The organism is Elizabethkingia bruuniana (assembly GCF_002024805.1).
Lineage (GTDB): Bacteria > Bacteroidota > Bacteroidia > Flavobacteriales > Weeksellaceae > Elizabethkingia > Elizabethkingia bruuniana.
The window spans coordinates 3,550,652-3,576,182 of sequence record NZ_CP014337.1 but is presented as its reverse complement, the minus strand read 5'-3'; the positions used below and the strand labels follow the sequence as shown (position 1 = coordinate 3,576,182).

Sequence of the window (25,531 nt, the reverse complement as noted above, 5' to 3'; positions counted from 1 at the left end):
TGATGCAAATTTTGCCTGAAAAATCACCGATAAAAAGCTGGCTCCGTATCATACCCCGATATCTCGGGTATGATACCCCCGATTTAAGGGTATGATAGATCGTCAGCTTCTCTAAGCCCTTCTATAAAGGGAACTTTGCTACAACTAATAACCAAAACAATGGCAAAGAAAGGACGATTAAGCAAAGATGAACTGCTTGAAAAGCAGGAACTGGCAAAGCTGATTTACCTTACTGAAGACATTACCCAGAAAGAACTTTCCGAAAGAACAGGAGTAACCGAAAAAACGATATCCAAATGGATTGAAGAGGAAGGCTGGGCAAAACTTAAAAGGAACATTCCATTAACCCGGGATGAACTGTTGTCTTCATGGTATGATGAATTAGCTGAGCTAAAAGAATTTATTAAGAAAAAGCCCGTAGGACAACGTTTCGCAGACTTTAAAGAGGCACAATTGAGAAGGTCTTTATTAAAAGATATTGCGGTACTGGAACATGATTCCGGAATTCCCGGAACGGTTGACGTAATGACAGCATTTGTGAAATTTATTCGTAGAAGTGATTTGCAAAACGCAAAGGAAATTTCGCATCTGGCAGATGCTTTTATTAAATACAAAATCCGGGGGTAATGGTTATTAAAAAGAAACTTGTTACTACCCGTGAGGAAAGGGAGGCTTTAAGTTTTTGGGATGAGTACTACAAATCACTTCAAAATACTGAAGTTGTAGATACTACCGAAACTCCCGAAGAAAAGCAGGATCGGATAAAAAGCTTAGAATCAGACCCTGAAAAATGGTTCAAGTACTATTTTGAAAAATACTGTACTGCTGAACCTATGCCTTTTCATAAGCGATCTACTCGCAGGGTATTAGAAAATGCAGAATTTTATGAGGTTCGACCATGGTCACGGGAGCTTTCAAAGTCCGGGCGTACAATGATGGAACTCTTATTCTTGCACTGTACAGGTAAAAAGAAGTTTACATTAATGATTTCTGCCAATAAGGATGCAGCGGTACGACTTCTAAAACCTTATAAACTGGCATTTGAGAAAAACCCACGTTTAAGAAACGATTACGGGGATCAGGTCAATTATGGAAACTGGGCAGAAGATGAATTTGTAACCCGTTCAGGATCGATGTTCATTGCTGTAGGTGCCGGACAGGCTCCCAGAGGGGCGAGGAATGAAGAATTCCGTCCCGATAGTGTTGTAATGGACGACTTCGATACAGATGAGGATTGCAGAAACCCTGATATCATAGATAAGAAATGGGAATGGTTCGAGCAGGCAGTATATGGTACACGTTCAATTTCTAATCCTTTGTTAGTCATATTCAATGGAAATATCATTGCAGATTACTGCTGCATTAAAAAGGCAATGGAAATTGCCGATTTCTACGAGATTGTAAACATCCGTGATAAAAACGGAAAATCTACATGGCCGACAAAGAACACTGAAGCAATGATTGACAGGGTACTGTCTAAGATTTCAGCAGCATCTGCACAAAAAGAATACTTCAACAATCCTATTGTTCTGGGTAAGGTATTCAAAAAATTGCACTACGGTAAGGTACAGCCATTACATAAGTATAAATATCTGGTAGCATACACCGATCCTTCCTACAAGAAAAACGGAGACTATAAAGCAACCTTTATTATCGGAAAATACAAAGATGAATATCATGTGCTTTGGGTTAGATGTCAGCAAACCTCTGTTTCAAATATGATCGAATGGCAGTTTGAAGCTTTAAAGTTCGTGAACGATAAAAGCGCATTATTCCTGTACATAGAATACCCGTGGATTGATGACACTTTAAAAAGGGAAATCAAGAAAGCTAATAAACGCCATAACCGGACATTAAATCTAAAAGCAGATGAAAGGTCAAAGCCTGATAAATTTTACCGTATAGAATCAAATCTGGAACCTTTAAACAGTAGTGTGAAGCTGATTTTCGCAGATTATCTGGAAGGTACACCGGATATGAAGACTGTTGAATTCCAATTTCTGGCACTTTCACCAAAAAGCCGTGCAAATGATGATGCACCAGATGCTTGTGAGGGTGGTGTATGGATCATCAATCATAAAAACCTTATACAAACAGCCCCGCCTTCACATTACAGACCACCAATAAATAAAAAACGATACTAAAATGAACCAGTTTATTACACCGGACGAACTCCGGACACACGCATACGATGAAGAAATAAAAGCCATTATCCGGGAAGATGAGACTATTGCACTTGCCAGTATTGATATGGCGATAGAGTTTGCAGAAAGTAAGTTAATGAAAGACTATGATACAGCCGAAATTTTTGACAAAAGGGGTGATGCTCGAAGCCCTTTGCTGGTTAAAATCATTAAAGACATTGCAATATGGGAACTAATTGGCTTAGCAAACCCGAGTATTGATTATGATGATAAGAAATTGCGGTATGAGGATGCCAAAGGATGGCTAACGGCAGTTTACAAAGGAATGCCTACTAGCTTACCCCGGAAGGAAACCAAAGAAGCATCCTCCTTTAAATATACTTCTAACCCAAAACGTGAAAATTACTACTAATCATGGAAGAAACAAAAATCGGCTTTGAAACATTAGCAGCGAAAGCCAAAGGCAGTAATAACGGACAGAATATAAAAATCAGTCAGGTTCTTGTCGTGCAACCTCCAAAAAGGGATTCAACAGATGTGGTAAAATGGCGAAGTGCAATAAAATCCGCAGATAAAGGAAAACGAAGCCCGTTAACATTACTCATTAATGATTTATTACTCGATCCGGTTATGGCTGATGCACTAGACCGTAGAATTAGAAAAATAACAAACCACGATATTGTTTTTCTGAGTGATGGTGATGAGATAGATGAAATGTTCGACTTAATAGACAGTTTGAAATTTGAAGAACTATTGCAGGAATTGATTTTATCCAAAGCTTATGGAAAGTCTGTTGTAGAACTTGCATTCAATCCTTCTTTTGATATTTATTCGATACCCAGACAGAATTTAGATACCAAAAGAAAAGTAATATTAAAGGACGTTTCACAAGATGATGGCATTTCTTATGAAAACGATGATTTTATTTTAAACATCGGAAAGGATGATGATTTAGGTTTTTTAACCAGAGTTGCACCGTATGTTATATTCAAAAGAAATGGGGGCGCTGATTATGCGCAATTCTGTGAGTTGTTCGGAATTCCCATTCTTGCAGGACTTTATGATCCGGAGGATGAAAACGCTCGCACAGAAATGGAAGATTCAATGACAAAACGAGGTGCCGGAGGTTCTATTGTTATGAGTAAAAATAGCGATATAAAACCAATAAGCAGTGGCGAAGGTAAAACCGTAGTACACGACAAATTTCTTTCATGGCTTGATGAACAAATATTGATTGGTATTATCGGACAGACAATGACCACAAAAAACGGTTCCAGTCTATCACAATCACAGGTACACCAGAAAACAGAAGAAGAAATTGCAGAGAGTGATCGCCGTTTTGTACAGCGATATTTGAATACGTATTTGGTGCCAATACTTGAAAAAAGGGGTTACCCGGTAAAAGCAGGCTTTTTTAAATTCTTAGATAAAGATGATACGCCTCTTATAGATAAACTGGATATTGCTCTGAGAGTTGATGAAAAGACCGCAGAAGGTGTGGACGATGAATACTTCTATACTACATTCGGTTTACCAAAAGGTACTAAAACCAAGACAAAGGAATCGAATCCAAGCAAGGAAGAAGCACCTGCGGATCAGCCTCCAAAGGAGGAAAAGAAACCTAAAAAAGTAGATGCCAAAAGTTTATCTCTGTATGATAAGGTATTAAATTTTTTCGGCAACGCTCCTCAGTAGAGTATTTTCTATATGAGGAGCTGGACTGGCAACGTCTTGAAAATGAGTACAGGCATATTTGTAGCCATGGACACCAGCTTTCACATAAACCACAACCAGACTGGGCGGATTTATTGGCGTATGAATGGATTAATGCTTTAGAGGACATCTACCGCAATAAAGGCAATGACGGAAGTATTAACAAGCCTATTGTTACTAAAACCACTCGAGAACTGGTAAAACCAATAGATAACGTATTCGGACAAAAGATTGATTATGATTCTCCGGATTATGTTATGCGGGAAATGCTGAAAAAAAACGTCTGGAAGTTTGCTGTAGCTAAAAACTATAATGACTGTGTAAAGCTTTCAAATCTTCTTTTGCGTCCTGATGGAAGTGTTCGCCCATGGAATGAGTTTAAAAGAGAAGCGCAGCTCGTTGTTGGAACCTCAAACCGATATCTGAGAACAGAATACGATACAATTGTAGCATCGGCACAAATGAGCCGTTTATGGCAGGAAATACAACAGGATAAACATATTTTTCCTTATGTACAGTTTGATGTCGTAATGGACGACCACACAAGCGAAATATGCAGTCCGTTGCACAATGTTATTATGTCGGTTGATGATAAAAGATTAATATACTTTTTCCCACCGAATCACTTTAATTGTAGAACAACACTCCGGAAGCTAAGAAACGGTACGCCTACACCTGATGTTGAGTTGCCGGAAATACCGGAAGCTTTTAAAAATAATGTTGCCCTGAGTGGTGAAATTTTCACAGATAAGAATGCTTATATCGAAAATACCCCTAAAAAGGTTCTGGCTATGTCAGACGAGTTCGCAAACCGCTGGCAGAAATATGAGCAGTTTTTAAATGATAAAAACTATCAGGAAGTACAATTTGGAAAGGATGGAGGATTAAAAGCAATTCACATCGGTCATAACTTCAATAAAATAACCGGAAAATATGAGAAACTAGTTCAGGATCTTTTTTTTCAAAAGGGTGACGAAATTATTCTGACAAATGAAAGTTCTAATATCCCCGGAAAGAAAGTAGATGGATTATTGAATGGAGAATCATTTGATATTAGCTCTATAATGGGTACAGGTAAGAATACAATAAAAAGAGCTTTAAATCATAGTAAGGATAAAGAAGCGAAAATTGCAATTCTGTACTTCCCAAACAGTGACGCTTTTAATATAGAATGGCTTGGTAATTCTATTAGAATGTATAACGGTCAAACTAGCTACCGCTTTGATAAAATCATTTATATCGTAGAAGATAAAGTTTACTATTATCCATAAAAAAACCACTTCCGTGGAAGTGGTTTTAAGCACAATGAGCAGCCGAACTGGTCTCTTTGTTACACAAATATACAAAATATTCTGAATATCAATTAAAAACTATAATAATGTACAAACTAATATTGTCATACGACATCCAAAACGAAAAAGGAGAAAGTGTTTTAAAAGACTATATCCCAAATACAGCCAGTTATCCACTGAGTGAAAATGATGCGGAAGAATTCAGCTGTTCTATTGCTAAAGATAGGCTTTCAATATTTTTAACGCACTTTCTGGCAACGGGCTTTCTTGTGAAAAATCCAAAGCCTCAAATTCGAGGTATAATTCCAGAGGTGAAAGATTGTAATTACAAGATAAGTTTGCCTTTAGAGCCGCTTGCAATTCAGTTTTATCACTCCAATACAAAGGTACATGAAAGAATTTCCCACGATTCACAGCAAGTATATCCGTACGAATCAGTGGTGAAATCTTCTCTATGCGATCAATCTCAAGATAAAAATTAAAATTTTTAGTATCTGCAATTAATCTTGAGTTTTCAGTAAAGTACATTTCATTGTACTGATACAATTTTGAAGCTTGTAAAAACATAAAATAAAATTTCACCAAAAGTAAACAAATGGCAAAATCATTAGAAGAAATTTTAGCAAAAAAGAAAGAAAGGCTAGCCCAGACCTTTAGAGACCTTCCGGCTATTATCGGAAATGAAGTGGTCAATTTCACCTTAGAAAATTTTGAAAAACAAAGCTGGCAGGGTGATTCTTTTGAACCATGGGAAAAACGGAAAAATCCTACAGCATGGGGAAAGAAAGACGATACAGGGCGAGCATTACTCGTTAAATCTGGAAAATTAAAGAGAAGTATCAGGATTGCGTCCATTCAAGCTGATAAAGTAACCATTGCAGTAGGTGGTGCAGATGTTCCGTATGCACGTGTACACAATGAGGGCTTTAAAGGCACAATAAATCAGCAGGTGAAGGAACATATCCGAAGAGGTAAGAACTTTAAAAATATAAAGGTTTCTGCTTTTAACAGGACTATTCAGCAAAATATACCAAAGCGTCAATTTATCGGATCAGAAGAACAATCCCCGGTACTTAAAGAACGTATTAAAAAAGTATGCCTTGATGAAATAAAAAAAGCAATGGAATAATTTAAAAACTATTTAAACAATGGAAAAACTGTATTTAAAAATCGTAGAATTATTAGGAACCATTCCGGAGATAAAATATATTGATCTGGATTCCGGACAACTTCAGGAAGAAAAACCCCCTTTGGCTTACCCTGCGGTTTTAGTACGTATTAATGAAATTAGAGAAGATGTGGATAATGTCTTTCAAATTGTAATCGGAAATATTCAGCTATTGGTAATTGATAAAACATATTCGGAAACAAATAATATTACACCTGAAGCCGTTCGAAAAAAAGGACTTGGCTATATGGCTCTTAACACTAAAATACATAGTATTTTGCAAGGTTATCAGGATTCTGAATTTAGAAGCTTTACCAATACCGCTAAAACGGATCAGCAACTTAGAAAAGGTTTAAAGACGATTGCACAGCAATGGACAACGTCTTGGCGGGAGAGTATGTATAATTCCAACTAAAAAAAGGGAATCGGGATTTTAACTGTTGTATAGATACCTGGTTCCTTTCAAGTTCTGAAATAATGTCGCCGCATTCTGAGATCAAATCACAGATGCGGCTTTCTGATATGTCGAATTCCTGTTCTAATTCGCTAAGACAACGAGAGAAATTAAGTCCTAAAAGGCAGCTGTACCAATAAAAACGAGCCGCTAATTTGTTGTTGCGATTTTGGATTAAGAACGGGCTGCGACCTTTTGATATGTTAGTAACACTTGACATTACTACAAAAATAAAAAAACGCCTGAACTTGTGCAAGTTGGCGTTTATTTGTATTGTGCTAGAAATCATTGTCTGATTTTCGATTTAGATAATTGACAATATCTTTAAGTACTATTTTATAAAATGATAGAGATACATCTATCTGTTTTTTATTGTATTTATATGTGATATCATCACTTAGGTCTATATTATTTTCTGAATCTGTCAAATAAGAATATCTTAAATCTGTCAATATAATTCTATACTTTTTATCTTTAATAAGAAATTTCCCTGTATAAAATATTTTAATTGGAAGGTATGTATCTTTACCATTCTTTTTTACTCCTGTTAAAAAATCTTCTTGATAAAAACACTTAAATGTAATTTCACCCAAATTAATGTCTTTAGTTTCTATAACATTCCTTGAATCTTTAAAGTTATTACTAAGCCAAGCTAAACTATTACTAAAAACACTCTCTTTTGTTTGGTTAGATACCATTACAGTATCTATTTTATATACTTGCTTTCCATACTTATTATAATTCCCATTATCAGGCTGAAATGTCTGTGCATTAACAAATATTGTTGATAGAGTAAGAAATAATAACAGCTTTTTCATAGTTTAAAATTTTTCAAATTTAATTAATAATCTCTTCCTACAAAGTAACCAAGCCAAAATAAATCTTTAGCTGAAATTTCTTTTCCCATTTTAGGTGAAAAAATAATTGTCTGGCTATTTGTTGCAATAGTTTTAATCGTAATATCTGTTTTAGTTGCAATACCTATACCAATAGAACAGTCCTTCAATGCTGTCTGTATATTTTTTATAATTTCTGTTTGTGCGTTTATTTTAATTTCTTCCATTTTAGTTTTATTAAAAGTTATCAAAAAAGCCCCGGTTTCCCGAGGCTAACCAATGATACATTCATATTAATCTACTTCTTAGCCTCCTTCATTGTTTTTATAACCAAAGATAATTCCAGATTATTTTTATCTATTACGGCAATCCGTAAGGAATTTTAAAATTATTTATTAAGTGTTTTTAAAAGCTTTTTAACTTCTGTTTCAAACACCTTTAAATACAATGTATTTTCGCTTTGTTTTTCATCCTGCTTTGTTGCTGTAAAGGTGTAAACTTCTGTTTTTGGTTCATTTACCAACATTTCTTCGGTAGCGGGTAATTTTTGAATAAAAGCTTTGATTTCGTAGCCTTCTATTTGTAGAAAACTGATGATATCGCTTTGCGGAATATGCATTTTTATTTCCATTCTGATAACGTCATTTACTTGTGTTAACTTAATCATTCTTGAACATTTAGCCATTTTAATGGTATAGTAAAGAAAAACAGAGGAGAAATACCAGAACCATCATCTACAGCATACATTTCTCCAAAATCAGGATGTTTTCCTTCATACCTGTATATTTTAACTTTTTTGCCGGGGCATACATGTGGATTTGTTTTAATTCCAATTTTTTCTAACTGCTCTACTAAGCAATCTACGATAGCTATTTTACCAATGAGACTATTTCTTTTTTTCATTTCTTCTTTCTTTTTCTGCGATTAAAATTTCATGTGCTTCAGGACAACTAAATGCCGTCGCTGTAATTTGCTGTGCAAGGTCTTTTTTAGATAGTATCTTGCATGATTCTGGTAAGTTTTCTAAATAGGTTACAAAACTTATTGAAGAATCGCGGGTTAAATTATACTGATGTGGTTTTGCTTCTAAATCCTTTACAGGACTGCTAAGCTTAGAAATAAGTAAATCAAGTTTTTCAATAGCTTTATCCGAAATATCTGAATTTTGTTCCTCTTTCTTGCGCTGTGATTCTTGCTTTCGGTATAATCTTTCCCTTTCTTCTGCCTTATATTCTAAATATTGAGGAACCCAGCTCATAATTACCATTCCGTCAATTCGATATACTTGCCCAAATTCGCCCTTTCTAGCCATTTTAAACATGAGAATGATATCTTCTATCGTATCACCTGTAAAAGCGTCTAAAAGATCGCCTGCAAGTACTTGAATTTGGAAAGCTTCCATTTTCTTGTTAACATTAGTAAGCTCCTGAAAGTATTCTATAATCTTGCATATTTGCTCGATAGCAGAAATCTTACTTTCTTTATCCCGTACTACATTAGTTAATACTAACCCTGTTTCGATAGATTCCTGAACACTGAGTCCTTGTTCTATCTTCACCAATTGCATATTAAATGCTTTTCTATCAGTCGCCGTACATTGCTGCAATATCGCCAAGGTCGTCGGCTGGCTTGTAGACTTTATTAAGCTTTTCATAGTACTGTTTGTATTGTTGTGGGTTGGCTTTTACTGTTTCCACTTGGTTTACGTACTTATCGAAGTTGGACGGGCGAAATATTGTCGTTGGACATAGATGCTGCGCCATTACCTCGTTATTCTTCCATTCTAGGGTCTTAAGCTGAATAACTTCTTGCATCTGCTCTTTTGTATATCCTGCTTTAAATCTTGCTGATATCGGGTTTGTATTGCTTTTTATCGGTTTGAATCGCTTTCCTGTAATCTCATTGAAATAATTTAGTATTTCAATTTCTGGGGTGATGGTTTCTGTATTCATTTTTCATATTTTAAATCTGTCCAGTGGATAATTTTACCCTTAAACCAATAGTTCCCAGTCTTTCTACCATTTTCTTCAATTATATCATAGAAATACTTAACAAAATCAGAATAACTGTCGAAACCGTCGTTTATGGATAATTGTTCTTTTGCATCATAATACAAATAGAAGTCATCACCACCGATGTAAGAATGTTCTTTTGATATTGTAATTTCCAAATCAGAACCCTTGCGGGTCATGAAAATTTCCTGAACTGATATCACCTGAGCTTGAGGAGCAAAACGAAACATATTTTTTGTTCTGACATTAATGAAAAAATCAATCATCATTCCGACTTTCCAACGACTGGAACTGTCTTCACGAATCGTATGAATTTTAGGAGTTAATAGCCTAATTAACATTGGAGGCATTCTATAGCACTTGAAAAACTCTTTTGATTCGGGAACAATTTTGTTTTTGATCAGACCTGCGAAAATCTTTTCCGGAAATAATGTTGGCTTTCCGTTAATCTGTGTTTTGAAAGATAGTATCATAATTAATTTAAATTTTTAAGTTTTTGCCCTTTTCTCCACCATGCCTCATTCATTGGTTTTTCAGCACTCTTTGCATTATTATACTTTAATGTCTGCATTTGTGTCAACAAAGTTTTTAGTTCTGATAGATCATAGGAATTCAGATGCTTTTTACAAACAGAGTACTGTAACATCCAGTTATTGAATTTTTGAAAGTCTCCGGATTCTTTTATTCCTTCCTGTTCTGCAACTGCTAAAATTTTGCTTCTCCATTCTTTACATAGTATTTCTTCCAGTAAAGCATTATTTCTCGCTTCGATATCCTTTGGTAAAGGCTTATGAATAGCCAAAAGGTTTATAGCTTCTTCTGTTGAAAGATCATCTATTTTTGAAGTTCTAAACCCGGTAAATCCGCTAATCTCTATTGCAACATCCATTGGTTTTCTGTCTGCAAATAGTTCTTTAAGTTGTTCGTGTGGGGTTGTCATCATATTAGTAGAGTTTTAGGTGAATTCGAGTCTTCTATCTTGTTTAACTATGGTTGTTTTAAAAGGAAACTTGTCTTTAGGAACCTGCCTAATCATGAATATTAAATTTGCTGATCCGCAAAAGAGTATATTTTTATCGCCTTTTCTTTCTATTTGCAAAGTGAGAAGCTCTGTTCCGGGCTTTACCTTCGACGGCTCCACTTTGTAATCAAATATCAGTATTTCAGTGTTTATAATTTTATCTATGCTTATTTTATCACCTATGAAGGTGCTTTCTTTTGGCTTTATTCCTAATTCGCTAAAGTTGAACATCCCAGTTTTTTAAGTAAGTTTTTTGAATCACAATGCTTTGTCCAACCTTTATAAGAAGCAATTGAAGCTTTGTTTGGTCTTTTTTTGAGCATTCGGGCAAAACGTTTTTTGATTGATTTACGTAGTAAAACGTGCGAGTGATAATGTTTGTAGCCTACAAAGTCAATTCCTCGTTTTGATACTGGAAATACTTGCCAGTTATTTTTTACTGTTAATTTTAAACGCTCTTTAAAGTAGGTTTCAATTTCTTTTAAAAGCTGATGCAGATATTCTTTACTATCAGATAAAATAACCAGATCATCTGCATACCTGAAATAATACTTTACTGATTTTTTTTCTTTGATCCAGTGATCGAAATAGGTTAAGTAAAAGTTTGCTAAAAACTGACTTAAATAGTTACCAATAGGAAGCCCCGGCGCACTATCTATAATTTCATCCAGCAACCAAAGCAGATCAGTATCTTTAAATTTTCTTCGTAGTAATGTTTTTAGTATTTCGTGGTCGATGTTTGGATAAAATTTTTCAACATCCAATTTTAGACAATAGGTAGTTTTTTCGACATTTTTTAAAGCTTTGCGTACTGCAAAAGAAGCTGCATGAATACCTTTTCCTTTTATACAGCTATAAGAGTCAGCAGTAAAAGTTGAAACGAATATCGGCTCTAAGATGTTCATTACTGCATGATGTGTAATTCTATCAGGGAAGAACGGCAGACGGTATACTTCACGCTCTTTTGGTTCATACACTTTAAACACTGAGTATTCAGATGTTTTATAGCTTTTCATACGTAACTGGGTGTTAAGCTTCATAATATTATTTTCTTTATTCTTATTATGCAGCATAATGCCGTATCTGTTAGCCTTTCCTTTCTGGGCTTTTTCATCAGCAAGCATCAAATTTTCGATGCTGATAATTTTCTCGTATAGATTGTTTAATCTTTTCATTTTGCCTTTGCTTTTAAAAAAGTCGTTTTCGGAATATCCTACCAACGCCTTTTGGAAAGTGAGTTGTTTTTTGCCAAGAGGCAGGGTTTGCAGTGTTAAATAACATAGGTGAGAGCTGACATTCGAATTCGAGTTATCGTAATCGTAGTCGTTGTACGAGAACCTGCCAGACGAAGAACTACAGCAACACACTGCACAACCTTATTATCAATTATTCAATCACAAAGTATTCTCTGTAAATTGCTTCAAACTGTTTTCCAGCATATTCTGCTAAATCTCTGCTTTTAAAGCAAAGGCGAGAGCCGACAATCGAATACGAGCAAACGCAAACGAAGTCGTCGCACGAGAACCCGCCAGACGAAGAACCTTCCATATCAAACCAAGGGTAATATTTGTACTCGTCGTCATTATCCCAGTCAGGTTCCCATCCTTCATTTAACGCCATTGCAATAATACATAGCTTGTAATGTGCGAATAAGGGTTTTTGTAATTTAGTAGGAATAGTTTCCAAATCTGGGTTTTGTGGGGTGATTCCCAGAACATCGCAAGCCTCTTCGAAACTTTTTACTCTGTCTTTGATATCCTTAGGCTTTTCAGCAAACTTTACAACACCTGTCGCTTTATCAAAAGTGTCAATTTTGTACCCTTCCGGGATTTCAATTTTTAATTCGTTCATAATAAATGTTTTTTAAAGGGTTGTGAATTTTTTATAGATACTTATAAACTGAGTTCCGGCATATTTTGCAAGCTCACTGCTCTTGTAGCAAAGGCGAGAGCCGACAGCCGAACCCGAGAAATCGTAATCGCAGTCGTCGCACGAGAACCCGCCAGACGAAGAACCCATTCTAAACCATGGATAATATTTGGTCTGGTTACGATCGTTCCAATCTGGTGTCCAACCTTCATTTAATGCCGATGCAATCAGTTTTATTTGTTTGTATGCAATTTCATCATCTGTTAGGCTAAGACATTCCATTGCAAATGTTTCAGATTTTATCCCGTGATACTGCAATACATCATTAAAAGTTTTAATGCGTTCTTTAATGTCTTTAGGTTTAGCTTCGAATTTTACTACACCTGTAACTTTGTCGAAAGCTCCAATCTGGAAGCCTTCAGGAATTTGAATTTTTAACTCGTTCATAATGATTATTTAAATTGTTTTGAAATATTGTTTAAAAGCCTTTACGTTTTTTCCAGAACTCTACCCCCATCAATGTGAGAGTTGTTAGGCAGCATACAAAGGCTATAATTGCTGCTGCTCCGGCTGCTACTCCTATGTAAAACATTACAATGAAGAAAAGTTTAATACTAAAGGCTTCCATGCTCCGTTTCGCTCTTTTTTAGAGACAGTCACATAATCTTTACTATGAATAAAGCTGTAACTCTCTTTTAAAAGCTTAATTCCTTCTTTCCAGTTTTCATCATTGAAACGGTCTTCCATGGAATAAAGCTTCTGTACCTGATCTACATCCAAAGCACCCTTTTTTCTTTCCAGACATAACATGATGAAATCTCTGGTGTCTTCATCACCACCAAAACGATTATTAATAAAGTCTATAATGTGCTGTTCTGCTTGGTGTGATCTCTCGTCAAAGGTTCCTTTGCCTTGGCGTTTAAATTGAATTTTGTAATCTTCATTAGATATTTCAAAATTTCCTTTTCCATCCTGATGGCGTTTACTGTAGACTTGTAAAAGTTCATACAATGCGCCAAGCTGGGAAAATGCTTTACTCTTGTATCGCATCAATTGCAAATGAATATCTTCAGCAATTGGTGCCAGTTCTTCAATGGTTTCTTTTTTTAAGGCTTCATAGTCAGTACGCTGTTTTTCACGTGCCAACCTTTCAGCTTCTTTCTTTTCTGCCAGTGCCGCCTCTAATGCTTCTGCGGAAACTGTTGTAAGGTCGATTGTTTTCATATTTATTGTTAATTTTTATCTACGATAAATTTTCTGATTTTCATTTTGGGATCATAGTCCCAGTGTCCTTTTCGCTTTGCCTGAATTTCTTTTGCTTTTGCAAGGGCTGCGAATGCTTTTATGCGTTCCTGTTCTTTGGCATTTGCTTTTGCAACAATGTGCGCTCCGGTGTCTCCTGTCGTCATATTAATAGTTCTTTGGTTAATTCTGGGTTGTTATTCTTGTATTGTTCAATTGGAAGCCAGCGTTCCTGTTCTTCTTCGAAGTAGTACAGTAATCTGTCTTGATCATATCTCATATCGGGAGCATACCAGCTGAATTCTTCAATTAGCGCAAGTAAAACATGTATTGATTCATTAGAATCTTTAGTTTTATTTTGCATTAATAAATGAACTTGTATTCTATCGTCCCACGTAAGCAACCTGTATATGCTGTCGAGTTGTAATAATGTTAAATATTGATGTTTCATAGGTTTTATTTTGTTTCGGTTGTTCCCCAATATTTTTGTGCGCCTTCGTCCCAAATGGTGTAAATGCCTCCGTTGTGTCCGATATATCGACCTTTGGAAAATGCACGGAAACCTTCAATCCAGATTTTTAAACTTGCATCATACATTACTTTTACTGCTGATTTTCCGGACGGGTTCTTTCCGTCTGCCTGACTGGTGAAAATGAAAAGCTTGTTTGGATATTTCCGTTTCATGGCTAAATACTGCTGAAAGGTTTGATTTGTATATTGCCAACTATCATTTACTATTATATCAGGGCTTTTACGTCTGGAAAGGCGTTCGTCTAAAGCCTGCATATCTTCACATATTAACTGTACTTTTCGCCCGCATTCGTGAACCCTGTGCCGTTTCCATGCATTTTGCATGGTGTGACTGGTTCCTTCCTCTAAGGAGTTGTAAAGAACCCGACCAAACTTGCTCAGTTCCTTTACTAATTCTAAAATGAAGCTTGTTTTTCCGTTTCCAGAGTTTCCCCAAATGAACCAAACGCCACTAGTCTCAGGTGTGTCAAAGGCATCATACCATTTTCCGTCGAAGTCAAAGAGCTTATATTTTTTACTGAGAATATCCGTTGAGGATAGGGCTTTGTTCATGGTTACTGTTTTGGCATATTGAGTATTTTTCTTACTAGATTTTCGGTAACTGGTTCACCAAGTCTTTCGGCTTCTCGAAGTGCAGGAACTAATACATCATGTAATTCTCCATAGTTCTCACACTCTCTTTGAAGGAACTTAACCAAATTTTTATCCTCAATACCTTCCAAAAATTCTTTATATCTGGTGTCAATTGGCTTTAATTCCCTGATTCCGTACTTTACACGGCGGTAAAACTGTGGCATCCCTGCTGCATTTTTATTTTTCAGCTTTTCAATCTTTGTTTTTAGCTGATCGGTACCAATAAGAATAAGTGCGCATTTTCCGTTTAGATGATCGTGGAACTCCTTTATATTACATAATGTTGCCTGTTTCATATATTCCGATTCATCCCAAATAACAGATGGATTTCTGCCGTTTAGTCGTAATCTGTTTAATTCTTTGGTAATAGTGTGGATTTTTCGGGATTTTGAACCAGCAATAGGTAATCGCATAGCTAATCCTAATTTATCTAACAGGTCTCCGATAGTGTCCATTGAACCGACAGTTATTTTAAATCTGTTTTTGGGATTTTGCTTTACAAATAAATCTGTTATATAAGTTTTACCACACCCAGTGGAACCGATTATAATATTTGTATATCCAAACTTTTCAGCATCTTCTAAGACAGAAAGCATCTGATTAAGCTGCGGGGTTTGTTTTAATGTCCAGTGGCTTTTATTTCCGTAGTTATAACCGATTACATCGGCAACCATACGAAAATATTTATCGTCAATATCTACTTCCTTTCCGCTTACAGTAATAAAATACTGGCTTTTTCTCATGTATGACAGATAATTGGCTGGTACTGCCGTTTCTGTTGAAAACTCATTGGCAGAAAAATTATGTTCATCCATCCATAACTCAGCGGCTGCCATTATTTGGTCTTTGGTAGTTTTATTCATCGTTATCTAGGTATTTATTGAGGTTTACTTTATTTGCGTAATAATCATTTTGTTCTTTTTCCCAATCAAAATCGTTTTCTTGTTGTATTTGCTTTTCCTGCTTATTGAGTAGGTTTTTAGAGCGATCTAAACGTTTTGCATTCCGTTGGTCTTTATGTTGCCCTCTGCTATTTACTATCACCATCTTTGCCAGTGTTCCGTCTAATTCAGGGTTTCGGATAAACATTTGGTTAACTTCTTTGTAATCTTCTGCCTGAGTATCAAGAATCACCTGCTTCATTTCCTTATTAAAGCGACCTATTTTTGCTAATTCTTCGGCATCACCTTCTTCGCGGTCATATAAAGCCATTGGCTGTACATATTTTTCCTGAAGCATGAAACTGATATTGTGTTCTTCATTGTAGGCAAGAACCTCATTGAGATTATTGCTATCATATTTTATCGTCCAATCGAGGTGCGAATACATTCTGAAATTAATATCAAAGCTGTCGTACTCATGTTTTTTACCATTAATAGCGATATGAAGACCGTTGTGATTAACTTTATTTGTGTAACCTGTTGTTTCTCCAAAGTGTAAAAGGAAATCCTGATTACTGATCTCTTTTTTAGCATCCTCAGGCATATTATTATAAGCTTCGATATATTGCTCTTTTAGCCTTTCCCTTTCTATTTCGATCATCGTTATAATTTGGGTCATACAACCATTTTCGTCTGGGAATGAGTGTCGAATCTTATTTAAATATTCTTCATTTGGCTGCGTTTCGGATTTCACCCCTTGTCCGCTCCAATTCGGTGCTAACTGGCAATACTTTTTATTAAAGAATTTAAACCATGGCTCAATTACTTTAGATTTTGCATTACCAACCTTTGCAGGAGTAAAGTTTTTAGACATCATTTCATAAATCGGTGTCATTTTCTTCTTAGAATAGTTATCAGACTGTATCTGTAATACTTTATGCTTTTGTCCAAATAATTCTTCAGTATGTAGAACTGCATTTCTAAGAGCCTGTTGTATAAGACCTGAACTTTCCTCTCTTCCAATTGCATAACCGATAGGGTATTTTATTACTGGGTCTAAAACAACCACCATTGTAAGGCGATTATGATAAGTTGTGATCTTATCACCTTTTAAATTCTTGCTTTGTCTCTGATATAGCAACTCGATATCCCATCCATCAACAGTCCAGAACAATAATGGAGCAGAAGGTGCTTTTCTTTTCACCTGCATACCTATGTTATCATTAAATGCCTTTTCTCCATTGGTTCCGGCATATACTAACAGATTCCACTTTTTACGATAATTGCCAATTGTTCCGGCAGATAGTTCTGGAAAGCCTTGTATTTTAGCAACTGAGTTGTAAATCATGGCGATTTGCTCATTATCCAGATTACGGTGATCTCTTAATAATTGGCGCAATAAAGCTTCCTGTGTAGCATCTTTTACTTTTATCGCTTTTTTCTTTCCGAAATTTTCAGAAACCAATGATTTGTAGCCATCTTTTGCAAATTCAGCCAGTTTATCACGCAAACGTCGATCTGTACCCGGCAAAGTATGCCCGATTTGACCTTTTACTTCTTTTACTGCAATTGCAGCTTCTTGCCAAATTTTTGTTATCGATCCGCCTCTGGATTTTCTGAAAGCTTTCATATCCTTCATATAAGCGTCAACAGCTTGTATCATCTGAGCATTTCTAACATATTCATCCTGTTTTTCCGGAGAAAGCCTTCTGTAATCCTCTAGCAAATGAGTCGCATAGAAGTCAATCGCTTCATAATCTGTCTTGTAATACTTTAAAATCAGATGTTGAGCCTCTTTTTTTGGAGGAATACCAAGCTTTCTTACAATTTCAACTCTGAATCGTTCCGGTATGCTATCAAACTCTACAAGAGCACAGTTATCTAAGCCTTTACCCTGTCTAACTCGATTTAATTTACCTTGTCTACATTGTTTATCATAATTAGATTTAGACATAACGCCCAAATCCTCATACAAGGCTCGTCCGGGAATCGTTAAAGTGTTATGATAAAAATCGTACATAGTTTAAAAAAAATTGTTCCCGCCGTGGTGTCGAATCCACGCTATGCCGTGGCGGGAGATTTACTATATTTGTTATTCCACTAAAAAATATAGTTATGACTAATTATTCAAGATCAAAATGTCCTAAATGTGAAAACTCTCGTTTTGAAATGGTTGAAGATGCACCGGAAGGTTCTAATTTTAAGATGATGTTTATCCGATGTACCTCATGTAAAACGGTTATTGGAGTAGGTGATTACTATAATATTGGCACCTTAATCCATGAACTTGCTAGAAAGCTTAATGTTCGTTTGGATTAATAGTTTTTTCAATTTCTTTAATCTTTTTCCATACTTCCTCATACTGTTCTGGTGGAAGCAATATTCCTTTTTGCTCTATAGAAATAGCTAGTTTCTTTTTTTGAGATTCAAAAGATGTTTGAGAAATGCTAGATGCTGTATTTGAGATAATTAATAGAATTTCCATTTCTAAAGGGCTTTATAGGTTGTTTTATAAGTGAATCCCAAGAGTTGGTATGAAGTTGCCAACTCTTTTATATGGCTATCAACATTTTCTACTTCATAAGTTGAAATACAGAAGATGTTCTGCAATAATTTTTGCAATAATTTCATAATGGTTGTTTTTTGAAGTTTTCAAGTGCTTTTATTGAAGGATTAGCCAATTCATAATATTTTTTACGAATGGTTTCTGCTGTTAAACTATGTTTCTCTTTACGGACACACATTCTTACAAATCGTGTTGACACCAAGAATTCTTGAGAAAGAGCATTGATGATTTCCGTATTGTAACTTTCTCTTTTTTTTGTTTCTTTGTTCATTGCTTTATTTATTCCGATTATGGAACAAATATATAGAGATTTCTCAATTAACTACAAATAAAAATGAGAGAAAAATCAATTTTAAAAGAAAGAATTATGCAATACCTTGATTATAAAGGTATTAAAAGAAGTAAGTTTTATGAAGATACAGGTGTGTCTAACGGTGTTTTATCACAAAACAATGGATTATCAGAAGATAATTTAATGAGATTTCTCAATTTTTATACAGAAGTTAACCCTGCTTGGCTTTTAACAGGTAGTGGAAATATGTTAAAGAAAGAATTGTATCTATATGAAAAGCAAGTTGAAAATTTACCTGACTTAAAAGAAGAAGAGACGGTATACAAGAATGATAAAACTATAAATTTAGGAATTCCATTAATCCCAATTGATGCCATGGCAGGTTATGGTACCGGATCAATGCAAATTATGGATTATGAAACAAGCTATTATGAGGTTCCTGAATTTACAGAACTAAAAGCAGAATTTATGATTAGGGTAAAAGGTTCTTCAATGTATCCTAAATATAGTTCGGGAGATTTAATAGCTTGTAAAAAGATATCTTCAAATACCTTTTTTCAATGGAATAAGGTATATGTGCTAGATACAGAACAAGGAGCTTTAATAAAACGTGTAAAGAAATCTCAAAAAGAAAATCATATTTTACTAGTTAGTGATAATTCTAATTATGATCCATTCGATATACACCTTGACAATATTTACTCAATTGCTTGCGTCTTAGGTGTCATAAGATTAGAATAACCTCCCTTTTTAATCAGGTTACCTTTGTAATTCGTTGCAGGTAAAGGGTTTTGATATTTTTATTATTAAAAAATAGGGGTGTTAAAATGTATTTTTGATGCTTTTTTTAATGCTTTTAAGTAATAATGCACTATTTTAAGGCTATTATTTTTCATATTTAAGGTATGCCTAAAAGTATGCCTAAAGGTATGTTTTAATATTTTGTTTTTAAAATTTTAGCATTCTAGCATATATGCAAAAAACTAATAATCATGATGTTTCCAGAATTAACAAATCTTTATAAATAGGGCATTCAGTACATATTTGTATATATAAACAATAAATGCCCCAATAGGGACATTTAATTTGTATTTAATTTTAATTGAAACGGTATTTAAATGGTATTTTTTGACATTTTATTTTGATTTTATAAGAACGCCTACTTGCACCGTTTTTCTTTTATTTATCGGCATTTGCACCCGTTTTTTTTGATTTTTATTTTTGACATTTTATTTTAGGGGGTATAAAAAGATAAATTTCATAGTATTCCCAACTAGTTGAAGAAAATAAAAAGATATTTAGATGAATTTATCTCCCTTTTTTGTTGTTTTAAGATCAATTACATAATCTTTGATTTCCTGATCGTGACTTCGTGGGCAGATTAGTAATGCCTTATCAGTGTCTACAACAATATAATCATTTAATCCGTCTATAATAACAGCTTTATTTTTATTTTTAATATGTATGATATTACCCGTAGAAGCATAAGATAATACATATTTAGAATTTTCAGCATTGTTATGCTCATTCTTTTCAGCATTTTCAAACACTGATGTCCATGTACCCAAATCGGACCAACCTAAATCAGCAGGAATTACAGCTACGTTTTTAGTTTTTTCCAGAATACCATTATCAATGGAAATTTTCTGAACCTTTGGATAAATGGTTTCTATGCAGGTTTTTTCAGACTCATTGTTGTATTCACATTCTGTAAATTGCTGATACATTTCAGGAAGGTTTTCCTGGAATGCCTTCAGAATGTCCTGAACATTCCATACAAATATCCCGGCGTTCCAAAGGAAATCACCAGATTCAATAAGTGTTTTGGCTACTTCCAGAGTTGGTTTTTCAGTAAAGGTTTTTACTTTGAAAACATTTTGCCCCTTTTTCTCTAAAAACTGAATATATCCATACCCTGTTTCCGGGCGTGTTGGTTGTATACCGATAGTTACAAGCGTATGATTTGTATTTGCTTCTTCAAAAGCAAGTTCTACGGTATTTAAGAAAACGTCTTCTTTTAAAATAAGATGATCTGAAGGAAGGACTGTTATTACAGCATTTGGATTAATTTCCGCAATTTTCATCCCCATAAAGATGTTACAAGCTGCAGTATTCTTCATCACTGGCTCGCCAACAATATTTTCTGGTTTTAATTCTGGTAACTGATTTTGGACCACACTAACATGCTCACTGCTGGTAATAACAAAAATATTTTCAACAGGAACAATTTTACTAATCCTGTCATAAGTTTGCTGAATCATGGTACGTCCTACCCCTAATATATCCTGAAATTGCTTTGGAAACTTGGAGGTACTGATAGGCCAGAATCTACTGCCCACACCTCCTGCCATTATTACACAATATCTGTTTTCAATCATCATGAGTCAATTTTTTAACCTGAACACAGGTTCGAAATAAATATTTTCTTCCCGAATGCAGGTTTTTGCAAATATAGCGTTTTTTCCTTACTTCGAGGATCTCAAAAGTCTGATTTTGATATTCAAAAATATGGCCAGGATCCAGGTCTTCAATAAAATCCTCAATTGTGTTTTTACTGAAATAACGAACTATTTCCGGCGTTGCCATATAGTTTGCTTTTGGGGTTTTAGAAAAAGCTATAACCATTGGCCGGAAATCTTCTTCATAAATATTCAGGCTTTCCAATAAAAGGTTACGATAGCAAGTTTTCCATTCTTTACCGTGTGGTAATATTTTTCTGTCAGCAGAAAATGTAATGAGATGTGCAATTTCGTGTGTTAATACAAAGAAAAAGAGCTGTGGTTCCAGATCTCCGTTAATCGATATTTGCTGGGTTTCGCCAGAGCGGTAACGATAATCTCCAAGCTTAGAGTTCCGCTTCTTTGTTATCCTGATGTGACAGGAATAAGGTTTCAGCCATTTTTCGATAAAGAAAACGGATCCTTCCGGAAGGTATTTTTGTAAGACTTGCAGACTCATGACTTTCATAACAAAGGTCTTAAATTTTTCAATAAAATCAATACCTTTATTTAATACATTTGTAAGAAACAACGACAGAAAATATGCTGAGTATAATTGTAGGTATTGTAATTCTTCTTATTATAATTTGTTTTGTATTGGGTTATGGATATCTCTTTACAGCGGTAAGGAAAACTTATCTCAAAGGAAAGACCGGGGCGCATATTTTTGATGGTCAGGATTTTTCATCGAATACTATTGGAAACGGAAAAGTTTTGCCATGGGAGAAAACTTCGGAATATAACAGAATATCTCTTTCTCAAAAGCTTGTAGAGCATCTCAATACAACCAAAAGCGTTTCTTTTCTTATTATTAAAGATGGGAAACTTCTAAGTGAAAACTATTGGCAAGGAAATAATCAAGCCTCCAGAACTAATTCTTTTTCTATGGCTAAAAGCGTTACCGTTATGCTTTTAGGATGCGCAATTCAAGACAGGAAGATAGAAAGTACAGATACTAAATTATCCTATTTTTATCCCGAATTTGCTAAAGACCCAAACGGGAAAGATTGTACTCTCGGCAATCTTTCGGCAATGGAGAGCGGACTGGACTGGGATGAAAATTATGCGAATCCGTTTAAACCAAATGCAAAAGCTTATTATGGAGATGATCTTGCAGATTTTATGTTGAAAAGAAAATTTAAAGCGGTATCCGGAACTCAGTTTGAATATCAAAGTGGTACCACACAGCTTTTAGGCTTTGCTATTCGTAAGGCGATAGGAGAGAGCTTGAGTAGTTATGCTTCTGAAAAGCTTTGGAAGCCGCTAGGGATGGAATATCCCGCTTTCTGGAATCTAGACAGAGAGAATGGGATGGAGAAAACCTATTGTTGTATCAATGCAACATCAAGGGATTTTGCAAAATTTGGACAATTACTTCTCGATAACGGTGTGTATAATGGACAGCAACTTCTGAGTTCGGAATTTGTGCAAAAAATGATTACAGGCACAAAACTGTCGAAGGAATCCTATGGTAATGGGATTTGGGTGAATAATGATGCAACAATTAAACATTACTATTTGCGGGGACTATACGGACAGTATGTGATTTGTATTCCTGATTATAATATGATTGTCGTAAGAACGGGTTCTTCCAGAGATGAAGCTAAAGATACCAAGGAACGTCCGGAGGAAGTTGAGATGTTTGTGAATGAAGCAGTGGCCTTATTCGGAAAGTAAGTTTATATTTTGTTAAATTGCATACTTATAGCAGATGTGTTATTCCATTTATGGGTTTCACGGTAGCGGAAAATGATACAAAATGATTCAGAATATTCCTTTTGAAAAAATCCTGTTTTTAGATATTGAGACGGTGCCACAGGCAGGTAACTGGTCCGACTTGGATGAAGCAACGCAGAAGCTATGGGATAAGAAAACTAGGTTTCAGAGAAAAGAAGATGTTTCAGCTGATGAATTTTATGAAGACAGAGGTGGAATAATGGCCGAATTTGGTAAGATTGTCTGCGTTTCTGTAGGAATGCTGGCAAAATCCGGAAAGCTGAAAATTCATTCATTTAGTGGGCACGACGAAAAAAAATTGCTGATAGAGTTCGGGGAAATGTTCAATAATCCACGAATGAATCAGGTTGTACTATGTGCACATAACGGAAAAGAATTCGATTTCCCTTATATCTCCAGAAGAATGCTGATCAACCAGATGCAGCCACCGGTTCCGTTACAAATGTTTGGTAAGAAACCATGGGAAATTCCACATATCGATACAATGGAACTCTGGAAATTTGGGGACTGGAAAAATTTTGTTTCATTAGAATTACTGGCACATATATTTGGTGTTCCTACACCTAAAGATGATATCGACGGATCTATGGTCGCATCAATTTATTATATAGAAAAAGACTTAGAGCGTATTCGTGTGTATTGTGAAAAAGATGTCTTAACTTTGTGCAACGTTTTCAGGAAGATGCGACAAGAGGATTTGTTGCAGCGTGAGGACTAAAAACAGGAGACAAATTATAATGGAGACACCTTATACAGACGAATTTATAGCAGAAATCGGAGATAACATCATAAGAGTTCTGAAGACTATTTTTGACCCGGAAATTCCGGTAGATATTTATGAACTGGGGCTTATTTATGATGTACAGATTAGCGAAACAGGAGAAGTAAAAGTACTGATGACGCTAACAGCACCTAACTGCCCGGTAGCAGATACTCTTCCACTGGAGGTAGAACAAAAAGTAGGTATCGTAAAAGGAGTAACAAAAGCTTCGGTAGAATTAACATTCGAACCTACCTGGACAAAAGATATGATGAGCGAAGAAGCTCGATTTGAACTTGGGATGTTATAGTCCGTAATAAACTATTTTTATATATAGAAAGAGCCTTCATATGGAGGCTCTTTTATTTTTATCCGTAAGTGAAACTTACCGTTTTTTTAACGTCCGGGTGAAGACTTAGGGCAACAGGGCAATTTAGAGCTGTTTGTTCAATAAATTGCTTTTCCTCGTCGCTGTAATTCATCGGGAATTTCAGATCACAGATTATCTCTGCAATCTTACGCGGAGCCGGATTCATTACTTTTGTAATATCACAGGTTGCACCTTCTATATCTATATTCTTACCTTTTCCCAGAATAGCGATGGTAGTAAGCATACATTGTCCTAATGAGGTTGCACAAAGGTCTGTGGGTGAGAATGCAGCGCCTTGTCCGTGATTATCTGTCGGAGCATCTGTAATAACAATGCTTCCGGATTGCAAATGCTGAGATTCGCATCTAAGCTGGCCTATATATTTTATTGCTGATGTCATATTTTATAGATTTATTAAACCGTATGTCTTTCTAAATGGGTATACGATTTTACAGTTTTACATTAAATTAAAAATGAAAGATATCTTTTGCCTGATTGTAAGAACTTTCAAAGTTTAACAGGTTAAGCCTGTTATCAATTTTTTCGATCTGAAGGAAATTAATAAGCTGTTCTGTAGGCATGTTTCCGACAAGCTCATCTTTAGCCATTGGACAGCCTCCGATCCCTTTAATTGCGGTATCAAAACGTCTGCAGCCGTTATCATAAGCTGCTTTTAGTTTTTTATAAGAATCTTCATATCGATTATGAAAGTGGGCTCCGAATTCTATATCCGGAAACAAAGGCGGAATTTTGGAAAATAGAAGAGCAATTGTCTCAGCGTCTGAAACTCCGGTAGTGTCAGATAACATAACTGTCTTAACTCCCATATCGCTAAAACGCTGTGCCCATTCTTCCACATCCTGCCATTTCCACATTTCTCCATAGGGATTACCAAAAGCCATAGAGAAATATAAAATAAGGTCTTTGTTTTTACTTTTGGTCAGATCAAAGATTCGCTGTACTTCTGTAAAAGCTTCTTCTCTGCTTTTATTGGTATTTCTGTGCTGGAAGGTTTCCGAGATAGAAAAAGGAAAACCCAGATAGTCTATCTTTTCATGTTCCAAGGCTTTCTCGGCACCTCTGAAATTGGCAATAACCACAGAAAGTTTGGTATTGGAACGGCTTTTATCAATGTTGTCTACAACTTCACCGCTATCTGCCATCTGTGGAACCATTCGGGGATTTACAAAGCTACCACAGTCCAGAATATCATACCCGACATCCATCAGGCTGTTCATGTAATCGATCTTCTTGTTGGTCGGAATAAGTTCCGGCCAGCCTTGCATAGCATCTCTGGGGCATTCTGTTATAAACATATTCTAAAACTTTTATTAGGAAAACCCTGAAAAACAAGGGCCTCATAAAATTTGTCATTCGTTCTATAAATATATAAATTTGTTCAACACAAACAAAAAGTATGAAAACCTCAAAGAATCTGTAGGTTAATAAGGTAAAAGAGGTTTTAACAGAATGTAATAACAGCTGCCGGAAGAGGCAAATAAAAAATAGTAG

General features: G+C 35.4%; 37 protein-coding genes. 12 read left to right on the top strand and 25 right to left on the bottom strand.

Annotated features, from left to right (window positions below):
- Window positions 1-159: 159 nt before the first annotated feature.
- The 8 genes from AYC65_RS16760 to AYC65_RS16725 all read left to right on the top strand — a co-directional run bounded on the left by AYC65_RS16760 (window position 160) and on the right by AYC65_RS16725 (window position 6,732).
- Window positions 160-627 (top strand): MerR family transcriptional regulator, encoded by a 468-nt coding sequence (locus AYC65_RS16760; RefSeq protein WP_034869331.1) that lies wholly within the window; start codon window positions 160-162, stop codon window positions 625-627.
- Entirely contained in the window at window positions 627-2,144 is a 1,518-nt protein-coding gene (locus tag AYC65_RS16755) for a hypothetical protein (protein WP_034869330.1), read from the top strand. The genes AYC65_RS16760 and AYC65_RS16755 overlap by 1 nt, the downstream gene beginning before the upstream one ends.
- Before the next feature lies 1 nt (window position 2,145).
- Window positions 2,146-2,556, top strand: a complete 411-nt coding sequence (locus tag AYC65_RS16750) for a hypothetical protein (RefSeq protein ID WP_034869328.1) — start codon at window positions 2,146-2,148, stop codon at window positions 2,554-2,556.
- A 2-nt stretch (window positions 2,557-2,558) separates the two neighbouring features.
- A complete protein-coding gene (locus tag AYC65_RS16745) occupies window positions 2,559-3,839 on the top strand; it encodes a phage portal protein family protein (RefSeq protein WP_034869326.1) in 1,281 nt (426 codons plus the stop codon).
- A 113-nt stretch (window positions 3,840-3,952) separates the two neighbouring features.
- Window positions 3,953-5,128, top strand: coding sequence for a phage minor head protein (locus tag AYC65_RS16740; protein ID WP_052114666.1), 1,176 nt, complete (start codon window positions 3,953-3,955; stop codon window positions 5,126-5,128).
- A 107-nt stretch (window positions 5,129-5,235) separates the two neighbouring features.
- Window positions 5,236-5,631 (top strand): hypothetical protein, encoded by a 396-nt coding sequence (locus AYC65_RS20845; RefSeq protein WP_131828166.1) that lies wholly within the window; start codon window positions 5,236-5,238, stop codon window positions 5,629-5,631.
- Window positions 5,632-5,744: 113 nt separating this feature from the next.
- On the top strand, window positions 5,745-6,278 hold the full coding sequence (locus tag AYC65_RS16730) for a phage virion morphogenesis family protein (RefSeq protein ID WP_034869323.1): 534 nt from the start codon (window positions 5,745-5,747) through the stop codon (window positions 6,276-6,278).
- Window positions 6,279-6,297: 19 nt separating this feature from the next.
- Entirely contained in the window at window positions 6,298-6,732 is a 435-nt protein-coding gene (locus AYC65_RS16725) for a hypothetical protein (protein WP_034869321.1), read from the top strand.
- A 317-nt stretch (window positions 6,733-7,049) separates the two neighbouring features.
- On the opposite strand, the gene AYC65_RS16720 is transcribed toward AYC65_RS16725, so the two are convergent.
- The 21 genes from AYC65_RS16720 to AYC65_RS16625 all read right to left on the bottom strand — a co-directional run bounded on the left by AYC65_RS16720 (window position 7,050) and on the right by AYC65_RS16625 (window position 18,633).
- Window positions 7,050-7,589: a DUF4468 domain-containing protein gene (locus AYC65_RS16720; protein WP_034869320.1), complete on the bottom strand. Its 540-nt coding sequence runs from the start codon at window positions 7,587-7,589 to the stop codon at window positions 7,050-7,052.
- 23 nt (window positions 7,590-7,612) lie between these two features.
- Complete coding sequence (locus tag AYC65_RS16715) at window positions 7,613-7,834, bottom strand: hypothetical protein (protein ID WP_059333855.1); 222 nt, start codon at window positions 7,832-7,834, stop codon at window positions 7,613-7,615.
- 161 nt (window positions 7,835-7,995) lie between these two features.
- Window positions 7,996-8,274 (bottom strand): hypothetical protein, encoded by a 279-nt coding sequence (locus tag AYC65_RS16710; RefSeq protein WP_034870764.1) that lies wholly within the window; start codon window positions 8,272-8,274, stop codon window positions 7,996-7,998.
- Window positions 8,271-8,510, bottom strand: a complete 240-nt coding sequence (locus tag AYC65_RS16705) for a hypothetical protein (RefSeq protein ID WP_034870765.1) — start codon at window positions 8,508-8,510, stop codon at window positions 8,271-8,273. The genes AYC65_RS16710 and AYC65_RS16705 overlap by 4 nt, the downstream gene beginning before the upstream one ends.
- Window positions 8,494-9,261, bottom strand: a complete 768-nt coding sequence (locus tag AYC65_RS16700; protein WP_131828170.1) for a hypothetical protein — start codon at window positions 9,259-9,261, stop codon at window positions 8,494-8,496. The genes AYC65_RS16705 and AYC65_RS16700 overlap by 17 nt, the downstream gene beginning before the upstream one ends.
- A complete protein-coding gene (locus tag AYC65_RS16695; RefSeq protein WP_034870767.1) occupies window positions 9,191-9,559 on the bottom strand; it encodes a conserved phage C-terminal domain-containing protein in 369 nt (122 codons plus the stop codon). The genes AYC65_RS16700 and AYC65_RS16695 overlap by 71 nt, the downstream gene beginning before the upstream one ends.
- Window positions 9,556-10,092 (bottom strand): hypothetical protein, encoded by a 537-nt coding sequence (locus AYC65_RS16690; RefSeq protein WP_034870768.1) that lies wholly within the window; start codon window positions 10,090-10,092, stop codon window positions 9,556-9,558. Before AYC65_RS16690 ends, AYC65_RS16695 begins: the two co-directional genes overlap by 4 nt.
- A 2-nt stretch (window positions 10,093-10,094) precedes the next feature.
- Complete coding sequence (locus AYC65_RS16685) at window positions 10,095-10,562, bottom strand: hypothetical protein (protein WP_052114762.1); 468 nt, start codon at window positions 10,560-10,562, stop codon at window positions 10,095-10,097.
- Between the two features lie 12 nt (window positions 10,563-10,574).
- Window positions 10,575-10,871, bottom strand: coding sequence for a hypothetical protein (locus AYC65_RS20840; RefSeq protein ID WP_034870769.1), 297 nt, complete (start codon window positions 10,869-10,871; stop codon window positions 10,575-10,577).
- Window positions 10,850-11,815, bottom strand: coding sequence for an RNA-directed DNA polymerase (locus AYC65_RS16675; RefSeq protein ID WP_059333856.1), 966 nt, complete (start codon window positions 11,813-11,815; stop codon window positions 10,850-10,852). Before AYC65_RS16675 ends, AYC65_RS20840 begins: the two co-directional genes overlap by 22 nt.
- A 211-nt stretch (window positions 11,816-12,026) precedes the next feature.
- Complete coding sequence (locus tag AYC65_RS16670; protein WP_052114588.1) at window positions 12,027-12,491, bottom strand: hypothetical protein; 465 nt, start codon at window positions 12,489-12,491, stop codon at window positions 12,027-12,029.
- A 12-nt stretch (window positions 12,492-12,503) separates the two neighbouring features.
- Window positions 12,504-12,956 (bottom strand): hypothetical protein, encoded by a 453-nt coding sequence (locus AYC65_RS16665; RefSeq protein WP_052114589.1) that lies wholly within the window; start codon window positions 12,954-12,956, stop codon window positions 12,504-12,506.
- Between the two features lie 144 nt (window positions 12,957-13,100).
- Window positions 13,101-13,733: a DUF3164 family protein gene (locus tag AYC65_RS16660; protein ID WP_034866311.1), complete on the bottom strand. Its 633-nt coding sequence runs from the start codon at window positions 13,731-13,733 to the stop codon at window positions 13,101-13,103.
- Between the two features lie 8 nt (window positions 13,734-13,741).
- On the bottom strand, window positions 13,742-13,918 hold the full coding sequence (locus AYC65_RS20835; RefSeq protein ID WP_153246860.1) for a hypothetical protein: 177 nt from the start codon (window positions 13,916-13,918) through the stop codon (window positions 13,742-13,744).
- A complete protein-coding gene (locus tag AYC65_RS20830; RefSeq protein WP_146343656.1) occupies window positions 13,915-14,232 on the bottom strand; it encodes a hypothetical protein in 318 nt (105 codons plus the stop codon). Before AYC65_RS20830 ends, AYC65_RS20835 begins: the two co-directional genes overlap by 4 nt.
- Complete coding sequence (locus tag AYC65_RS16650; RefSeq protein ID WP_034866316.1) at window positions 14,208-14,834, bottom strand: ATP-dependent serine protease; 627 nt, start codon at window positions 14,832-14,834, stop codon at window positions 14,208-14,210. The genes AYC65_RS20830 and AYC65_RS16650 overlap by 25 nt, the downstream gene beginning before the upstream one ends.
- 2 nt (window positions 14,835-14,836) lie before the next feature.
- On the bottom strand, window positions 14,837-15,778 hold the full coding sequence (locus AYC65_RS16645) for an AAA family ATPase (protein WP_034866318.1): 942 nt from the start codon (window positions 15,776-15,778) through the stop codon (window positions 14,837-14,839).
- Window positions 15,771-17,816 carry a hypothetical protein gene (locus tag AYC65_RS16640; protein ID WP_131828167.1) on the bottom strand — a complete coding sequence of 682 codons (2,046 nt, stop codon included), beginning with the start codon at window positions 17,814-17,816 and terminating at the stop codon, window positions 15,771-15,773. The genes AYC65_RS16645 and AYC65_RS16640 overlap by 8 nt, the downstream gene beginning before the upstream one ends.
- Window positions 17,817-18,095: 279 nt before the next feature.
- A complete protein-coding gene (locus AYC65_RS16630) occupies window positions 18,096-18,281 on the bottom strand; it encodes a hypothetical protein (RefSeq protein WP_034866323.1) in 186 nt (61 codons plus the stop codon).
- Between the two features lie 2 nt (window positions 18,282-18,283).
- Window positions 18,284-18,427, bottom strand: coding sequence for a hypothetical protein (locus tag AYC65_RS20825; RefSeq protein ID WP_153246861.1), 144 nt, complete (start codon window positions 18,425-18,427; stop codon window positions 18,284-18,286).
- Window positions 18,424-18,633, bottom strand: a complete 210-nt coding sequence (locus tag AYC65_RS16625; RefSeq protein ID WP_034866325.1) for a hypothetical protein — start codon at window positions 18,631-18,633, stop codon at window positions 18,424-18,426. The genes AYC65_RS20825 and AYC65_RS16625 overlap by 4 nt, the downstream gene beginning before the upstream one ends.
- 63 nt (window positions 18,634-18,696) lie before the next feature.
- Here AYC65_RS16625 and AYC65_RS16620 point away from each other — a divergent pair, with 63 nt between their 5' ends.
- Window positions 18,697-19,395, top strand: a complete 699-nt coding sequence (locus AYC65_RS16620; RefSeq protein WP_034869893.1) for a S24 family peptidase — start codon at window positions 18,697-18,699, stop codon at window positions 19,393-19,395.
- 557 nt (window positions 19,396-19,952) lie between these two features.
- On the opposite strand, the gene AYC65_RS16615 is transcribed toward AYC65_RS16620, so the two are convergent.
- On the bottom strand, window positions 19,953-21,035 hold the full coding sequence (locus AYC65_RS16615; protein WP_034869895.1) for a mannose-1-phosphate guanylyltransferase: 1,083 nt from the start codon (window positions 21,033-21,035) through the stop codon (window positions 19,953-19,955).
- A complete protein-coding gene (locus tag AYC65_RS16610; protein WP_375600668.1) occupies window positions 21,025-21,621 on the bottom strand; it encodes a SprT-like domain-containing protein in 597 nt (198 codons plus the stop codon). The genes AYC65_RS16615 and AYC65_RS16610 overlap by 11 nt, the downstream gene beginning before the upstream one ends.
- A gap of 74 nt (window positions 21,622-21,695) precedes the next feature.
- On the opposite strand from AYC65_RS16610, the gene AYC65_RS16605 reads away from it, so the two are divergent.
- The 3 genes from AYC65_RS16605 to AYC65_RS16595 all read left to right on the top strand — a co-directional run bounded on the left by AYC65_RS16605 (window position 21,696) and on the right by AYC65_RS16595 (window position 23,959).
- Window positions 21,696-22,829, top strand: coding sequence for a serine hydrolase domain-containing protein (locus tag AYC65_RS16605; protein ID WP_034869896.1), 1,134 nt, complete (start codon window positions 21,696-21,698; stop codon window positions 22,827-22,829).
- A gap of 82 nt (window positions 22,830-22,911) precedes the next feature.
- Window positions 22,912-23,607 carry a ribonuclease H-like domain-containing protein gene (locus AYC65_RS16600; protein WP_034869897.1) on the top strand — a complete coding sequence of 232 codons (696 nt, stop codon included), beginning with the start codon at window positions 22,912-22,914 and terminating at the stop codon, window positions 23,605-23,607.
- Window positions 23,608-23,626: 19 nt separating this feature from the next.
- A complete protein-coding gene (locus AYC65_RS16595; protein WP_009086500.1) occupies window positions 23,627-23,959 on the top strand; it encodes an SUF system Fe-S cluster assembly protein in 333 nt (110 codons plus the stop codon).
- Window positions 23,960-24,017: 58 nt separating this feature from the next.
- Here AYC65_RS16595 and AYC65_RS16590 read toward each other — a convergent pair whose 3' ends face one another.
- Both AYC65_RS16590 and AYC65_RS16585 read right to left on the bottom strand, forming a co-directional pair.
- Window positions 24,018-24,419: an OsmC family protein gene (locus AYC65_RS16590; RefSeq protein ID WP_034869898.1), complete on the bottom strand. Its 402-nt coding sequence runs from the start codon at window positions 24,417-24,419 to the stop codon at window positions 24,018-24,020.
- 67 nt (window positions 24,420-24,486) lie between these two features.
- Window positions 24,487-25,335 carry a hydroxymethylglutaryl-CoA lyase gene (locus tag AYC65_RS16585; RefSeq protein WP_034869899.1) on the bottom strand — a complete coding sequence of 283 codons (849 nt, stop codon included), beginning with the start codon at window positions 25,333-25,335 and terminating at the stop codon, window positions 24,487-24,489.
- Between the last annotated feature and the right edge of the window lie 196 nt (window positions 25,336-25,531).